This is a genomic window from Pseudomonas hamedanensis (assembly GCF_014268595.2).
Taxonomy (GTDB): domain Bacteria; phylum Pseudomonadota; class Gammaproteobacteria; order Pseudomonadales; family Pseudomonadaceae; genus Aquipseudomonas; species Aquipseudomonas hamedanensis.
Map to the genome: position 1 here is coordinate 513,912 of NZ_CP077091.1, position 15,376 is coordinate 529,287.

A 15,376-nucleotide genomic window follows, 5' to 3' on the forward strand; every position below is an offset into this window, starting at 1 on the left:
TTTCCCACCGCGCCCTGATCGCGGCGGAGACGAACTTCAATCAATGATTCGAGGGGACACACTCATGTTGCGTGCAGCACTCGCCGGTCTGGTACTGGCTTCATTTACCGTGTCGGCCTCGGCCGAAACCATCCGCATTGCCATCGGCACCCAGGACACCACCATCAACTGCGCCGCCGGTGGCCTGTTGATCCGGGAGCTCGGTCTGCTCGACAAATACCTGCCCCACGACGGCGCTTACAAGGACGCTACCTATGACGTGCAATGGAAAAACTTCACCAGCGGCGCGCCGCTGACCAACGAGATGGTCGCCGGCAAACTCGACTTCGGCGCCATGGCCGATTTCCCCGGTGCGTTCAATGGTGTGGCGTTCGAAACCGCCGGCAAGCACAGCCTGTTCATCAGCGTGTTGTCGGGCAGCATCAAGGGCAGTGGCAACGGCATTGTTGTGCCGAGCGCATCCAGCGTGCAGTCGTTGGCTGAGCTTAAAGGCAAGACCATTTCCGTGCCGTTCGCCTCCACGGCCCATGGCATGTTGCTGCGCGCCGTGGCAGAACAGGGCTGGGATCCGCTCAAGGATGTGAACATCATCGCCCAGCCGCCGGAGGTCGCAGGCTCGGCGTTGCAGGCCGGCAAGATCGACGCCCACGCCGACTTCGTGCCGTTCGCCGAACTGTTTCCCAGCCGTGGTTTCGCCCGCAAGATTTACGACGGCGCCCAGGCCAACGCACCGACCTTCCACGGTGCGCTGGTGGATCAGGCCTATGCGAAGAAATACCCGGAGATTGTCGTCGCCTATCTGCGCGCCAGCATCGAAGCCAATCAATTGCTCGCAGCCGAGCCGGAGAAGTACAGCGAGCTGATCGCCAAGGTCTCTGGCGTCGACGCCGAGGTCAACTACCTGTTCCATGGCCCGCTCGGCGTGCAGACCCGCGACCTGAGCTGGAAACCGGAGTACCGCCAGGCCGTCGGCACCGCCATCGATACGCTGAAGCTGCTGAAAAAGGCTGATCGCGGCCTCGACCTCAACACCTTTATTGACGACCAATACATCCGTGCGGCTTTCAAGGCGTCGAACCTCGATTACTCCGCGCAATTGGCTGACTACGCGCAGACGCCTTTACCCGGGGTGGATGCGGCGACGGGCCAAGCCATCACCGATGTCAGCCACGTTGCGGAAATCTGGGTACGCGGCGAGGCAAAAGTGCGCCGTTATGGTTCGGCTGAAGCGGCGTTCAGCGCGCTGGCTGCGTTGCAGCAGGAGGGCAGAAACATCCGGGCGGTGTATGCGCAGGCCAGCGACAGCGGCATCAAGTTGTTGGCCGAACAAGCCTGGTTTGCCAGCGATGCCAAGGGTCGCCTGAGTGCTTTCCTGCTCAAGGGCCAGGCCCAGCAATACGCCACGGCGCAGGGCGGCAAAGTCTTCGACTTCAGCGATGCCACCGCGCAAGTCGTCGCCGTGCGCTAACCCCACAAACACCGCGTTCCCCTGTAGGAGTGAGCCTGCTCGCGATAACGGTGTGTCAGATGTCGATGTGATGTCTGATACACCGCTATCGCGAGCAGGCTCACTCCTACAGGGATCTGGTTGAGAGGCATTATTGTGTATCGATCCTGTTTGCGTTGGGTGCCGAGAGGCGCCTCGCTGCTGCTCTGCCTGCTGTTCTGGCAACTCGCCGCCCGCCATCACTGGAACCTGGGCCTGGTGACCTTCGCCAACGTGCCAACCCCCGTGGCCGTGATAGAAGCCGCGCTGGGCCTGGGCGATTCCGGCAAACTCTGGCAGCACCTGAGCAGCAGCCTGGGCCGTGTCTTTGCCGGCTACCTCGCGGCACTGCTGATCGGCATCGCCCTTGGCCTGTCCATCGGCCGCTCGAAATGGGCTGAAGACCTGCTGCTGCCACCGCTGGAAGTGCTGCGCCCGATCCCCGCCGTGGCGTGGATTCCTCTGGCAATCCTCATGTTCCCGTCGTCGGAATTGTCGATGGTCTTCATCACCTTTACCGGCGCGCTGTTCCCGATCCTGCTCAACACCGTGCACGGCGTCGAGACCGTCGACCCACGTCTGATCGCCTCGGCAAAAAGCCTCGGGGCAGGGCGCCGGGCGATTCTGCAGGAAGTGATCCTGCCGGGCGCTGCGCCGAGCATCATCACCGGCCTGGCGATCGGCATGGGCACGTCGTGGTTCTGCCTGGTGACGGCGGAAATGATCTCCGGCCAGTTCGGTATCGGTTATTACACCTGGGAGTCCTACACCCTGCAGAACTATGCCGACATCGTCGTCGGCATGCTCCTGATCGGTGTGTTGGGCATGGGCAGCAGTTGGCTGATCAAACGCCTGGGCGGGTGGCTCACGCCCTGGCATCGACCGCGAGGAAAAGCCTGATGAGCGTGATGCAAACCCCGCAAGGGCGGATCGACATTCGCCAGTTGTCCATCGTCCTTGGCAGCGGTCGTGAAGCGTTCGAAGCCGTGCAGGGCCTCGATTGCCAGATCGAACCCGGCCAGTTCGTGTGCATCCTCGGCCCGTCCGGTTGCGGCAAATCGACCTTGCTCGGTGCCTTGGCCGGGCATCTGAATGCGCAGACCGGCAGCCTCAAGGTGGACGGCGCGGTGGTGTCCGGCCCGTCGCCACAACGCGGCATGGTCTTTCAGCATCACACATTGTTCCCGTGGCGAACGGTACGTGACAACGTCGCCTTCGGCCTGAAAATGCGTGGCATCAGCAAGACTGAACGCCATCGTGCCGCCGATGAAATCCTTAAGCTGGTCGGCCTCGACGGCTTTGCCGAACGCTGGCCCGATCAGCTCTCCGGCGGCATGCAGCAGCGTGTGGAGATCGCCCGTGTGCTGGTCAACCGTCCGCGGCTGTTGCTGATGGACGAACCGTTCGGCGCACTGGATGCGCTGACCCGGCTGAACATGCAGGAACTGCTGCTGGACATCTGGACGCGCATTCGCACCACCGTGGTGTTTGTCACCCATGACATCGATGAAGCGCTGTTCCTCGCCGACCGCCTGTTGGTCATGAGCGCACGCCCGGGGCGAATCATCGAAGACTTGCGCCTGGATTTCCCGCGTCCACGCACCACTGAGCTGGTCACCAGCCCCGAGTTCGCCCGCCTCAAACGTCACTGCCTCGACCTGCTGCGCCACGACAACGACAGATCGCTGCCACGCCTCAATCCGCTCGGTCTGCCACCAGAAAACCCTTTGCCGCGATTTGCCCTATGACTTCTATTTTTGCTGTAACCGACAACGATGAAATCCTCGCACTGCAACCGCGCCTGACGGCTGAAGATGCCGGCGTGCGACGTATTGCCCTGATTGAACTGGCGGATCTGGAAGAACCGGACGGTTTGCTCTGGCTGGTTGATCGCCTCAGGCAGGACCCCGCCGAGGAGGTGCGTGCCGAAGCCGCACGGCTGTTGGAGGCGTGGGAGGACGAGCCGGTCGTGCAAGCCTTGTGCGAAGCGCTGACGGATCCGTCGCCAGCCGTGCAAGCGGCCGCCGCGCAAAGCCTGAGCCTGCTCAAGTCGGCAGCGGCGGGGCGGGTGATTCTGCCGTGGACCGGGCACGCCGACGTCAGTGTGCGGATCGCCGCGTTTCGAGCGCTGCGTGAGTTGCGTTTTGCCGACGCCGCCACCGCGGCCATTACCGCGCTGAATGATGCTGACGCCCATGTGCGTCGCGAAGCGGTCGGGGTGCTCGGCTGGCTCAAACAGCTCGACGCGTTGCCGGCGCTGGCCCGTCTGGCCAGCGCTGATCCGGACACCGAAGTGCGCCGCGCGGCCACCGGAGCGCTGGGCCTGGCCTCTGGCACCGAAGTGCTTCCGGCCCTGCGCCAGGCCTTGCAGGACAGTGCCTGGCAAGTGCGCGAAGAAGCCGCGACCACCCTGGGCAAAGTCGGCCATCGCGATGCGGGGCCGGCCCTGGTCGAAGCCTTGAGCGACGACTATTGGCAAGTGCGCCTGCGCGCCACCCGCAGCCTTGGTCGCCTGCGTTTCGCCCCGGCGCTGGACGCGCTGGTCGACACCCTTGGCCATCGCATCAGCAACCTGCGCAAGGAAGCGGCGCTGGCCTTGGGCGAACTGAATGATCGCGGTGCCGTGGCGGCGTTGCAGGCTGCGCAGGATGACGGTGATCCGGAGGTGCGCAAAGCCGTGCGCATCGCCTTGAGCCAGTTGCAATGAACCCGCTGTCGGTCGGCAATTCGCAGAGCGAACGGACGCTGCGCCTGAGCTGGCCGGACGGCCGCGAGCAGCAACTCAATCACGCCGAACTGCGCCGCCAGTGCCCATGCTCGCAATGCCGCGCGTTACGCCTGCGCGGCCTGACGCCGCTGGTCGATGATCGGGTGCGTCTGATCGAACTCAACCCCCAGGGCTATGGCGTGCAACTGGTGTTCAGCGACGGCCACCAACGCGGTATCTATCCATGGACTTACCTGGCACAACTCAATGCCTGACCCCGCGAAAATCCATGTGGGAGCGCTGAACCCCGCATATCGAGCCGAATCATAAATCCCCTGTGGGAGCGAGCTTGCTCGCGAATACGCCGGTCCATCCAGCATCGTGATCGCCTGATACACCGCCTTCGTCGGAACGCCGCCCGGAGCAGGCTCGCTCCCACAGTTTTTTGCGGTGAACCCCGCATATCGAGCCGAATCATAAATCCCCTGTGGGAGCGGTTATCAGAAAGTTTTGCTGACGCTGGCGACAACGGTCGCGGCGCAGACGTCTTTGAAGCCCCAGTTGCTCAGGCATTGAGTTTGCGAGAGGTCAGTGTCGATATAGCTGAGGCCCAGCACCACGCCGCCCAGGTTGTGGGTGACTTTTACCTCCCACTCCCGATAACTGTCCTGCGCCTGCCCGGACGCCGAGTACAGGTACGGGTCCTTGAAATCCATACGGCCGTAACGCAGTGCCAACGCCGAATCGAAAGGCAATGGCGTTTCATAACTGACGTAGGTGTACAGCGAGTTCTGCTGACTATCGATGCCCGGCGCATCGCTGGAGTAGTACGCCGCCACGCTGACGCCGTACGCGCCGAAAATCGCGTAGACCTCGCTCTGGTTGAACTGGCTTTCCCTGGGGTAGGCATACTTGAGATAGCCCAGGTCCAGGCTGACATCCTCGCTCGCCTGCCATAGCCAACCGGCGTAGTAATCGACTTCCTGACGGGTCTTCAGGCCACCGCCGAAATCGACGTTGGAACTCCACGCGCCCAGATACAGACCGCTGCTGTGCGCCAGGGTCAGGCCGGCCTGTGCGGCAGGGTCATTTTGGGTTTGCGAAATGCCGCGCGTGCGGTAATCACTGGCAAGGGTCAGATCCACCAGCACGGCGAAGTCGTCGTTCAACGCGATCGCGTGGCTGCTCAACGGCAGCACACTGAAGAAACTCAGGGCAAACAGGGGCAAGGCTTTCATGTGAAGTCCCGGTGTTGTGATTATTGTTGGGCAGTACGAAAACTGGGGAGGGAATGCAATCTCAGCCACCCCAAAGACCCTGTAGGAGTGAGCCTGCTCGCGATAGCGGTGTGTCAGACAACACATCGACATCTGATACACCGCTATCGCGAGCAGGCTCACTCCTACAAAGGGCGATGGTGTTGTTATTGAGTGGCGGTGTAGACGTTGCGACCGGCAAACCAGGTCTGCAACACCTGGGTGTCGTGCAGGGCTTTGTCATCGACGCTGAACACATCGCGATCCAGAACAATGAAGTCCGCCTGCTTGCCCGGGGTCAGCGAGCCAATCTGCCGGTCCAGACCGATGGCTCGCGCGGCGTTGGCGGTGTAGGCATAGAACATGGTTTCGCGGTCCAGGCGCTCGTCGGCGTTGAGCACGCCCAACGGGCCGACACGAGTGATCGCCTGGGCCATGGCGTTGAACGGGTTCGGTGATGAGACCGGCCAGTCACTGGCGCCGGCAATCGTCGCGCCCTGCTTGAGCAGTGAGTGCGCCGGGTATTGATAGCGAAAGGCGAGGGCGCTGACGTAGGGCTTGATCATCTCGGTGGTGTAATCGTCGGCGCTGGCCCAGAGCAGTTGCATCGAGGCGATGACCCCAAGCGGCTTGAAGCGGGCGAATTCTTTCGGGTTGACCATCTGCAGGTGAGTGATCGAGTGGCTGACACCGCTCTGGCGATCCTCGCGCGCCTGAGCGATGCCGTTGAGCGCTTCGCGCACCGCACGGTCGCCGATGGCGTGGATGTGCACCCGCCAGCCGCGCTGGTCGATGGCGCTGACCAGTTCGCCGAAGTGCTGCGGATCGATGAGCAATTCGCCCTGTTTGTGCGAGTTGCTGTAGGGGTCAATCATCGCCGCGCTTTGCGCCGGAAATTCGATCACGCCGTCGGCGAAAATCTTCACCCCTGGCAAGGTCAGGTTGGGTATGCCTTGAAACTGCTGGCGCACCTTGTCCAGCGTATCAAGATCGGCCGGAACGCTTTTCGGATTGGCGACCAGCAGCGCGGCGACATGCACGCTCATCTCGCCACTTTCGGCCAGTGCCTTGTAGGCCGGCAGCACACCGACGGACTTCTCGGTGGGTTTGAGAGCGAACACTGCTTCACCCGGTGCGGCGTTGGCGGCCGGATCCATCCATGCCGTGATGCCCAGACTGTTGTTGTAGCGCACGGCTGATTTGGCGGCGCTGAGCATGTCGGCAGGGCTTGGCACCGGCATCTTCGAGGCGACCCGATCCCAGCCAGCGTCGACCACAAAGCCGTTGGGCTCGCCGTTGGCCAGTTTGCCAATGGTGTCCTTCTCGGCCTCTGGCAAGGATTGCAGCAGCGCGGCGTCGATGCCGGCGCGTTTGAGCATGACGTTGTTGGCCCACGCGGTGTGGTGATCGCTGCCGACGAACACCACTGGAATGTCGGCCCATTCGCCGCGGTTGAAGGTCTGGCCCAGGGCTTCGGCCTGCGCCCAGTACACCGAACTCATGCCGGCAATGCTCAGCACATCGCCGTGTTTTGCCTTGCCGTCTTCGCGCCAGCCACGCAGGCGTTTTTGCAGTTCGTCGAGGCCAACGACTTCGTCAGCCATGTTCGCCGAGACCATTTCCAGCCCGCCGAAAATGGCGTGGGAATGGCTGTCGACCAGTCCCGGCATCAGGGTTTTACCTTGCAGATCGATGACTTGGGTGGCGGTCTCGATCAGCGCCTTGATCTGTGCATCGGTGCCGACTTGCAGCACTTTGCCCTGTCCCACGGCAAGCGCCTGGACCTTCGGTTGCGTGCGGTCGGCAGTGAAAATCTTGCCATTGAGCAACACCAGATCGGCAGCGGCCATGGCTTCCATCGAGGCAAAACTTACAGCGGCAACCAGCAGCTTGGGAATGAATCTTTTCATTGAAGATTTCCTTGTTATTGCGTCTGATGGCCAGATTACTGGCTGCAATCGGCCGACAGAACGCTTCCCTCACGAAAAACGTTTTTGCCTGAATGGAAAAAGCATGGACAAGCTGGGTGCACTGAAAATGTTCGTGGTCACCGCGCAGCTCGGCAGTTTCAGCCGCGCCGCCGAGCAATTGGGCAAGACCCCGTCGGCCTTGACCAAAGCGGTCAACCACCTGGAGTCGGAGTTGGGTGCGCGGCTGTTCGAGCGCAGCACGCGGCGAATTCTGCTGACCGAGATCGGCCGGGTGTACCTGGAAACCGCGCGGCTGGTATTGCAGCGACTGGACGAGGCAGGGGAGGAAATCGAACAGTTGCAGCACGGCCTGCGCGGCAGTCTGAAAATCACCGCACCGCTGGCCTATGGTCGGGCTTTTCTCGATCAGGTGTGCGACGGCTTTTTGCAGCAGTACCCGCAGATCAGCCTGCAAGTGGACCTGTGCGACGCCTTCGTCAATTTGCTGGAAAGCGGCTATGACCTGGCGCTGCGTGAGGGGCATGACGATTTGCCGGGGTTGATCGCGCGGGTGGTCGGCAGCAATCGCCTGGCCTTGTGTGGCAGTCCGCAATACCTGGCGCGCGCAGGTTTGCCGGTCAATCCGCAAACCCTCGAACAGCATGAATGGCTGTGGTATCAGCATCCATTGCTCAGCCGCGAATTCTGGTGGGCCGAGCGCGATGGCCAGCGCCTGAGCCTGGCCCAACCGACGGCGCCGCGGTTGCGCAGCGACAATTACGATCTGCTGCTGGCCAGCGCTCTGGCCGGTCGCGGTTTATTGCATACGCCGTTGTGGAGCGCCGCGCCGTACCTTGCGGACAGGCGACTGGTGCGGGTCATGGCTGATTACGCGATCGACCCCGACACCTTCGGCCCGCACATTCTTGCGGTGTATCCGAGCCATCGGCGGGCGACGGCGAAAGTGGTGGCGTTTATCGATTACATCGCAGGGTTTCTCGCCGAACGTGGGCTGAACTGACGGACATTGATCGCTCCCACGCGCAGCAAAGGAACGCAGCCCGTGACGCTCCGCGCCACTGGACGCGGAGCGTCCCTTGGGGCATTCCTTTGCTGCGCGTGGGAACGATCAAATGTGTGTGTCGGCCTGGGCCGACTGGCGGTTATTGTCAGGAAAATCCTACAGGAGTACAAATGTACTCCATGACAAACCTGACTCCCCGCCGTACCGCCATCCTGACCTTTATCCGCGAACGCATCGCCGAACACGGTCAGCCCCCAAGCCTCGCTGAGATCAGCGAGGCTTTTGGTTTTGCCTCCCGCAGCGTGGCGCGCAAGCACGTGCTGGCACTCACCGAGGCCGGATTTATCGAGGTCAATGCGCATCAGGCCCGGGGCATTCGCCTGCTCGGACAGCCGGCGCGCCCCGAGCTGCTCGACATCCCCGTGCTCGGTCGCGTGGCCGCCGGCGCGCCGATTGGCGCCGATGCCGACATTCATAGTCGCTTGATGCTCGACCCGGCACTGTTCTCCCGCACCCCCGACTACCTGCTGCGGGTGCAGGGCGATTCGATGATCGAGGACGGCATTCTCGACGGCGATCTGGTCGGCGTGCGGCGCAATCCCGAGGCACTCAATGGGCAGATCGTGGTGGCACGGCTCGACGGCGAAGTCACCATCAAGCGCTTCGAACGTGTCGGCGCAGAGGTGCGGCTGTTACCGCGCAACCCGGCGTATCAGCCGATTGTCGTGCGCGATGATCAGGACCTGGCCATCGAAGGGGTGTTCTGCGGTCTGGTGAGGCAAGGCTGATGGGCGCCGTCGTTGCGTTGGATACCCTGTTCAATGGCGGCCAGGTCTGGAGAGGCCGGCCTGCGCCACCGGCCGCCAGCCCGCAGCCGACCGGCCACGCCGCGCTGGACGCGGCACTGCCCAGCGGTGGCTGGCCGGAGTCTGCGCTGAGTGAAATCCTTCTGGCCGGCCCCGGTGTCGGTGAGTTGCAACTGGTCTGGCCGACGCTGGCGCGATTGGCCGCGGCCGGCGAGCGCATCGTGCTGGTGGCGCCGCCGTTCTTGCCGTACCCGCAAGCGTGGGAAAACGCCGGGGTCGATCTGCGCCAGTTGTCGGTGATTCAGGCCAGCGAGCGCGATGCCTTGTGGGCGGCGGAGCAATGTTTGCGTTCGGGCAGTTGCGGCGCGGTGCTGTGCTGGCCAAACAAGGCCGATGACCGCGCATTGCGGCGTTTGCAAGTGGCGGCGGAAACCGGCCAGACCCTCGCGTTTGCCTGGCGACCGTTGAGCGAAGCCGTCAACCCGTCACCGGCAGCGCTGCGTATTGCCATCGACGCCAGGCCTGCACAACTGCGCGTACTCAAATGCCGTGGCGGGCTGGCGCGGACGACGCCGATTGCCTTTGCCGTGGGTCACTGAGGCCGCCATGCGCTGGGTGTGTATCGTGTTTCCGCAACTGGCCCTCGACGCCGTGCTGCGCCAGCGCCCCGATGCCGCTGAGCCGTTGGTCTTGCTCAGCGGTCCGGCCCAGCGCCGGGTGCTGCAAGCGGTGAATCCGGCGGCGCGCCAACTCGGCTTGCGTTCCGGCATGTCGATGACTGCCGCCCAGGCCATGAGCAAAGGCTTTGCCGCCGCCGATTATGAGGTGGCCGAGGTCGAACACTGGCAGCAGTTTCTCGCCGCTTGGGCCTACCGTTTCAGTGCGCAGGTCAGCGTGCATTACCCGCGTACCGTGGTGTTCGAGATCGAGTCAAGCCTGGGACTGTTCGGCACCTGGGCGCAGTTCGAGGCACGCCTGCGTCAGGAACTGACCGACCTGGGCTTTCGCCACCGCATCGTCGCGGCGCCGAACCCGGCAGCGGCGCGGGTGTTGGCCAATGCGTATGACGGTCTGGTGGTGCCGGACGGCGAGGCTTTGCAACATCACCTGGGGCGATTGCCTGTCGACCGCGTCGGGCTGGAGCCAAGCGTGGCCACGGCGTTGACGCGCATGGGCCTGCGCACGCTCAATCAAGTGCAGAGCCTGCCGCGTCAGGCCCTGGCCCGGCGGTTCGAAGCGCAGATGCTCAAGCACCTCGACACCTTGTTCGGCGCGCGCCCACTGGCGCTGGAGTTTTACCTGCCGCCGGACCGTTTCGACGTGCGCATCGAGCTGAATTTCGACGTGCAATCCCATCAGGCACTGCTGTTCCCGTTACGCCGTCTGACCGGCGATCTGTCGGCATTCCTTTGTGGACGCGACAGCGGCGTGCAGCGCTTCGACCTGTTGCTGGAACACGCCGGTCTGCCGGACACGGTGATCAAGGTCGGCCTGCTCAGTGCCGAGCGTGATCCGGCGATGCTCTTCGAGCTGGCCCGTGGACGTCTGGAGCAGGTGCAGGTCGAGGCACCGGTGCGCGGCTTTCGCCTGCGCGCCGAGGACCTGCCGAGTTTCGTCCCGCAGTTTCAGCAATTGTTCGATGAGCGTACGCAACAGACCTTGCCCTGGGAGCAATTGCGCGAGCGCCTGCGCGCCCGGCTGGGCGATGACGCGGTGCAAGGGCTGCGCTTTCAGGCCGACCACCGGCCCGAGCGTGCCTGGCAGCACGGCGTCGACAAACAGCGTTGCAGCGGTTTGCCCAACGTCCTGCGTCCGGGCTGGCTGCTCGACGAACCACAGAGCGTGCCGCACGGCTCGGCGCGAATTCTCATGGGGCCGGAGCGCATCGAATCCGGCTGGTGGGACGGTGAGGATGTGCGCCGCGATTACTACCTGATCCAGAATCGCGCCGGCCAGCAGGGCTGGGCCTGGCGTGCGGTGGGCGAGGACGGCCCCCTGTGGCTGCAGGGCTGGTTTGCATGAGCGCCGGTTATGCCGAACTGCACTGCCTGTCGAACTTCAGTTTCCAGCGCGGTGCCTCCAGTGCCCTGGAACTGTTTCAGCGCGCAAAAAAGCATGGCTATCACGCCTTGGCAATCACCGACGAATGTACCTTGGCCGGCATCGTTCGCGCCTGGCAAGCGGCGAAAGCCGTTGAACTGCCGCTGATCATCGGCAGCGAAATACGCGTCGACAACGGCCCGAAACTGGTGCTGCTGGTGGAGAACCTTGCCGGTTATCAGGCGTTGTGCGGCTTGATCACCCGCGCCCGGCGCCGCACGCAAAAAGGCCAGTATCAGGTGCTGCGCGAGGACTTCGACGAGCCGTTGCCGGGATTGCTGGTGTTGTGGGTGCCGGATTCGCCCGATCAAGGAGAAGAGGGCGCCTGGCTGAAACAGACGTTCGGCGCGCAACTGTGGCTGGCGGTGCAGTTGCATCGCGGGCAGGACGATCAGCAGCGGCTGGCAGCGTTATTGAGTCTGGCGGCGCAGTGGCAGATTCCGGCGGTCGCCAGCGGCGATGTGCACATGCACGCCCGTGGCCGCCGTGCCTTGCAGGACACCATGACGGCGATCCGGCACCACGTCCCGGTGGCCGAGGCAGGCTTGCGCCTGCATCCCAATGGCGAGCGGCACTTGCGCAGTGTCGAGATGCTGCAAGCGCTGTATCCGCCGGCCTTGCTGGACGAATCGGTAAAACTGGCCCGGCGCTGCACCTTCGATCTGGGCGAGTTGCGTTATCAGTATCCCAAAGAGCTGGTGCCCGAAGGCCACAGTGCCAGTTCGTGGTTGCGCCATCTGACAAAACAGGGCATTGCCTGGCGCTGGAAAAAAGGCGCGCCCTTCAAGGTGCTGAGGCAGATCAACAAGGAATTGAAACTGATCGCCGAGCTTGGCTACGAAAGCTATTTTCTCACCGTGCACGACGTGGTGAATTTTGCCCGCAAGCAGAAAATTCTCTGCCAGGGGCGTGGTTCGGCGGCCAACTCGGCGGTGTGCTTTGCCTTGGGCATCACCGAAATCGACCCGGACCGCACCACCTTGCTGTTCGAACGTTTCATGTCCAAAGAGCGCAACGAGCCGCCGGACATCGATGTCGACTTCGAACACGAGCGTCGCGAAGAAGTCCTGCAATACGTGTTCAATCGATACGGCCGGCGGCGCGCGGCACTGACCGCCGTGGTCAGCACCTATCACGCCACCGGCGCGGTGCGTGATGTGGCCAAGGCCCTGGGCCTGCCGCCGGACCAGATCAACGCATTGGCCGATTGTTGTGGTCGCTGGAGCGATGAAGTACCGCCGCTGGAAAGCTTGCGCGAAGGCGGCTTCGACCCCGACAGCCCGCTGCTGCGCCGCGTCTTGAGCCTGACCGGGCAACTGATCGGTTTCCCCCGGCACCTGTCGCAGCACCCCGGCGGTTTCGTGATTTCCGAGCAACCGCTGGACACTCTGGTGCCCGTTGAAAACGCAGCGATGGCCGATCGCACCATTATCCAGTGGGACAAGGACGACCTCGATGCAGTCGGTCTGCTCAAGGTGGATATTCTGGCGTTGGGCATGCTCAGTGCGATCCGCCGCTGCTTCGACCTGCTGCGCCGTCACCGCGATCTGAATTTGACTCTGGCGACGATCCCGGACGAAGACAAACCGACCTACGACATGATCAGCCGCGCCGATACCGTCGGCGTGTTCCAGATCGAATCGCGCGCGCAGATGTCGATGCTGCCGCGCTTGCGCCCGCAGACGTTCTACGATCTGGTCATTCAAGTGGCCATCGTCCGGCCGGGACCGATTCAGGGCGGGATGGTCCATCCGTACCTGCGCCGGCGTAATAAAGAAGAAAAAGACAGCTACCCGTCGCCGGAGCTGGAAGTGGTGCTCAAGCGCACCCTTGGCGTGCCGCTGTTTCAAGAGCAGGTCATGCAGATCGCCATTGTCGCCGCCGACTACAGCCCCGGCGAGGCCGATCAGTTGCGCCGCTCGATGGCTGCATGGAAACGTCACGGCGGACTGGAACCGCACAAGGAACGACTCGCTGCCGGCATGAAGAAGAACGGCTATACACCGGAGTTCGCCGCGCAGATTTTCGAGCAGATCAAGGGCTTTGGCAGTTACGGTTTCCCCGAATCCCACGCCGCCAGTTTTGCCTTGCTGACCTACGCCAGTTGCTGGCTCAAATGCCATGAGCCAGCGGCGTTCGCCTGTGCGCTGATCAACAGTTGGCCGATGGGCTTCTACAGCCCGGACCAGATTCTTCAGGACGCGCGCCGCCATCAATTGCAGATCCGTCCGGTGGACGTGCGCGCCAGCGATTGGGATTGCAGCCTGGAAACCACCACCGGGGCACAGCCGGCGATTCGCATGGGTTTGCGCATGATCAAGGGCTTTCGCGAGGACGACGCCCGGCGCATCGAAGCGGCGCGCCAGCGCGGGGCGTTTGCCGATGTCGCCGACCTGGGCGAGCGGGCGGCCCTCGACAGCCGGGCGCAAGCGCTGCTCGCCGATTCCGGAGCGCTACGCGGTCTGGCCGGGCACCGCCATCGGGCGCGCTGGGAAGTGGCGGGGGTGCAGAAACAACTTGGCCTGTTTGCCGGGCTGCCCAGCGAGGAAGAGGTGCAAATCGTGCTGCCCAAACCCAGTGTGGGTGAAGACCTGCACGCCGATTACGCCACGTTGGGTACCACGCTGGGGCCGCATCCACTGGCGCTGTTGCGCGGCGAATTGAAAGCGCGACGTTGCCGCAGTTCGCGGGAGTTGCAGGATATTGAACATGGCAGACCGGTGAGCATCGCCGGATTGGTCACCGTTCGGCAACGCCCCGGCACGGCCAGCGGCGTGACGTTCGTGACCCTGGAAGACGAGTTCGGCAACGTCAACGTGGTGGTCTGGCGCGACCTGGCCGAGCGTCAGCGGCAAGTGCTGGTCGGTGCACAATTGCTCCGGGTCGATGGCCGCTGGGAGCGCGAAGGCGACGTGCGCCACCTGATCGCCGGCCGCCTGAGCGACCTCAGCCCGCTGCTCAGCGGCATTCGTGTGCAAAGCCGGGATTTCCACTGATCACGCATCCCCCTGTAGGAGTGAGCCTGCTCGCGAAAGCGGTTTGTCAGTCATCATTTTCGTAGCAGATGCGCCACCATCGCGAGCAGGCTCACTCCTACAGGGAATTCGGGCTGTAGCCTCAATCTGCGCGATACCGCCGAGCCATGTCTCTGATCGTTCCCACGCTCTGCGTGGTAACGCCTCCCGTGACGCTCTGCGTCACAGTGGACGCGGAGCGTCCATGGCTGCATTCCCACGCAGAGCGTGGGAAGGATCAATGTACGGCTAGTCATTTCACTGACGTCAAAAAAATCTGTCATCAATGATGGCACTTTGTCATAATGCCGCGCCTTTCCGCTCCCGCCGCGCTGCCGCGTCGGGACACCGCCGTTTTTAAAAAGGAATACTCAGTGAGAATGATCTCTCGGATGTTGGTCTCTGGCGTGGCGATTGCCGTGCTCGGCACGCTGGCTGGCACACTCGCCGGTTGCGCCACCGAAAGCTCCCGTGCGTTGCCGGTGGCCAAGGTTGAAAGCGCCACGCAAGTCTGGACCGGCGTCCGCGTGCCGATGGCCGTGGGCAAGTTTGATAACCGCTCCAGCTACATGCGCGGGATCTTTTCCGACGGCGTCGACCGACTCGGCGGTCAGGCCAAGACCATCCTGATCACCCACTTGCAGCAGACCAACCGGTTCTCGGTGCTGGATCGCGACAACATGGGCGAAATCCAGCAGGAAGCGGCGATCAAAGGCCAGGCCCAGCGTCTCAAAGGTGCTGATTACGTGGTCACCGGTGACGTCACCGAATTCGGCCGCAAAGAAACGGGCGACCACCAGTTGTTCGGCATTCTCGGCCGCGGCAAGACCCAGGTCGCGTACGCCAAGGTCAACCTGAACATCGTCAACATCAGTACGTCGGAAGTGGTCTATTCGACCCAGGGCGCCGGCGAGTACGCCTTGTCCAACCGCGAAATCATCGGCTTCGGCGGCACCGCTGCCTACGACTCCACCCTCAACGGCAAAGTCCTCGATCTGGCCATGCGCGAGGCGATCAATCGCCTGGTCGATGGCATGAACGCCGGTGCCTGGAAACCGGGCAACTGATCGTCG

13 protein-coding genes are annotated in these 15,376 nt (G+C 63.1%); 11 read left to right on the forward strand and 2 right to left on the reverse strand.

Going from position 1 to position 15,376, the window contains the following annotated elements:
* Window positions 1-64 precede the first annotated feature (64 nt).
* From HU739_RS02280 to HU739_RS02300, 5 genes are all read left to right on the forward strand, one after another.
* Window positions 65-1,468, forward strand: a complete 1,404-nt coding sequence (locus tag HU739_RS02280; RefSeq protein ID WP_186546655.1) for an ABC transporter substrate-binding protein — start codon at window positions 65-67, stop codon at window positions 1,466-1,468.
* A gap of 135 nt (window positions 1,469-1,603) precedes the next feature.
* The gene (locus tag HU739_RS02285) at window positions 1,604-2,386 is read left to right on the forward strand and encodes an ABC transporter permease (protein ID WP_186546653.1); all 783 of its coding nucleotides are present in this window, start codon (window positions 1,604-1,606) and stop codon (window positions 2,384-2,386) included.
* A complete protein-coding gene (locus HU739_RS02290) occupies window positions 2,386-3,234 on the forward strand; it encodes an ABC transporter ATP-binding protein (RefSeq protein WP_186546651.1) in 849 nt (282 codons plus the stop codon). The genes HU739_RS02285 and HU739_RS02290 overlap by 1 nt, the downstream gene beginning before the upstream one ends.
* A complete protein-coding gene (locus HU739_RS02295; protein WP_186546649.1) occupies window positions 3,231-4,193 on the forward strand; it encodes a HEAT repeat domain-containing protein in 963 nt (320 codons plus the stop codon). The genes HU739_RS02290 and HU739_RS02295 overlap by 4 nt, the downstream gene beginning before the upstream one ends.
* Window positions 4,190-4,468 carry a DUF971 domain-containing protein gene (locus tag HU739_RS02300; RefSeq protein ID WP_186546647.1) on the forward strand — a complete coding sequence of 93 codons (279 nt, stop codon included), beginning with the start codon at window positions 4,190-4,192 and terminating at the stop codon, window positions 4,466-4,468. Before HU739_RS02295 ends, HU739_RS02300 begins: the two co-directional genes overlap by 4 nt.
* Before the next feature lie 225 nt (window positions 4,469-4,693).
* Here HU739_RS02300 and HU739_RS02305 read toward each other — a convergent pair whose 3' ends face one another.
* The gene (locus HU739_RS02305) at window positions 4,694-5,431 is read right to left on the reverse strand and encodes a TorF family putative porin (RefSeq protein WP_186546645.1); all 738 of its coding nucleotides are present in this window, start codon (window positions 5,429-5,431) and stop codon (window positions 4,694-4,696) included.
* 185 nt (window positions 5,432-5,616) lie between these two features.
* A complete protein-coding gene (locus HU739_RS02310) occupies window positions 5,617-7,359 on the reverse strand; it encodes an amidohydrolase (RefSeq protein WP_186546643.1) in 1,743 nt (580 codons plus the stop codon).
* A gap of 103 nt (window positions 7,360-7,462) precedes the next feature.
* Here HU739_RS02310 and HU739_RS02315 point away from each other — a divergent pair, with 103 nt between their 5' ends.
* The 6 genes from HU739_RS02315 to HU739_RS02340 all read left to right on the forward strand — a co-directional run bounded on the left by HU739_RS02315 (window position 7,463) and on the right by HU739_RS02340 (window position 15,370).
* Window positions 7,463-8,380 (forward strand): LysR family transcriptional regulator, encoded by a 918-nt coding sequence (locus HU739_RS02315; protein WP_186546641.1) that lies wholly within the window; start codon window positions 7,463-7,465, stop codon window positions 8,378-8,380.
* A 173-nt stretch (window positions 8,381-8,553) separates the two neighbouring features.
* Window positions 8,554-9,171: a transcriptional repressor LexA gene (gene lexA / locus HU739_RS02320; RefSeq protein ID WP_186546639.1), complete on the forward strand. Its 618-nt coding sequence runs from the start codon at window positions 8,554-8,556 to the stop codon at window positions 9,169-9,171.
* A complete protein-coding gene (gene imuA / locus HU739_RS02325; RefSeq protein ID WP_186546637.1) occupies window positions 9,171-9,788 on the forward strand; it encodes a translesion DNA synthesis-associated protein ImuA in 618 nt (205 codons plus the stop codon). Before lexA ends, imuA begins: the two co-directional genes overlap by 1 nt.
* Window positions 9,789-9,795: 7 nt before the next feature.
* A complete protein-coding gene (locus HU739_RS02330) occupies window positions 9,796-11,211 on the forward strand; it encodes a Y-family DNA polymerase (protein ID WP_186546636.1) in 1,416 nt (471 codons plus the stop codon).
* Window positions 11,187-14,285 (forward strand): error-prone DNA polymerase, encoded by a 3,099-nt coding sequence (locus HU739_RS02335; RefSeq protein WP_217844298.1) that lies wholly within the window; start codon window positions 11,187-11,189, stop codon window positions 14,283-14,285. The genes HU739_RS02330 and HU739_RS02335 overlap by 25 nt, the downstream gene beginning before the upstream one ends.
* 398 nt (window positions 14,286-14,683) lie before the next feature.
* Complete coding sequence (locus HU739_RS02340; protein ID WP_186546704.1) at window positions 14,684-15,370, forward strand: CsgG/HfaB family protein; 687 nt, start codon at window positions 14,684-14,686, stop codon at window positions 15,368-15,370.
* The last annotated feature ends 6 nt before the right edge of the window (window positions 15,371-15,376 follow it).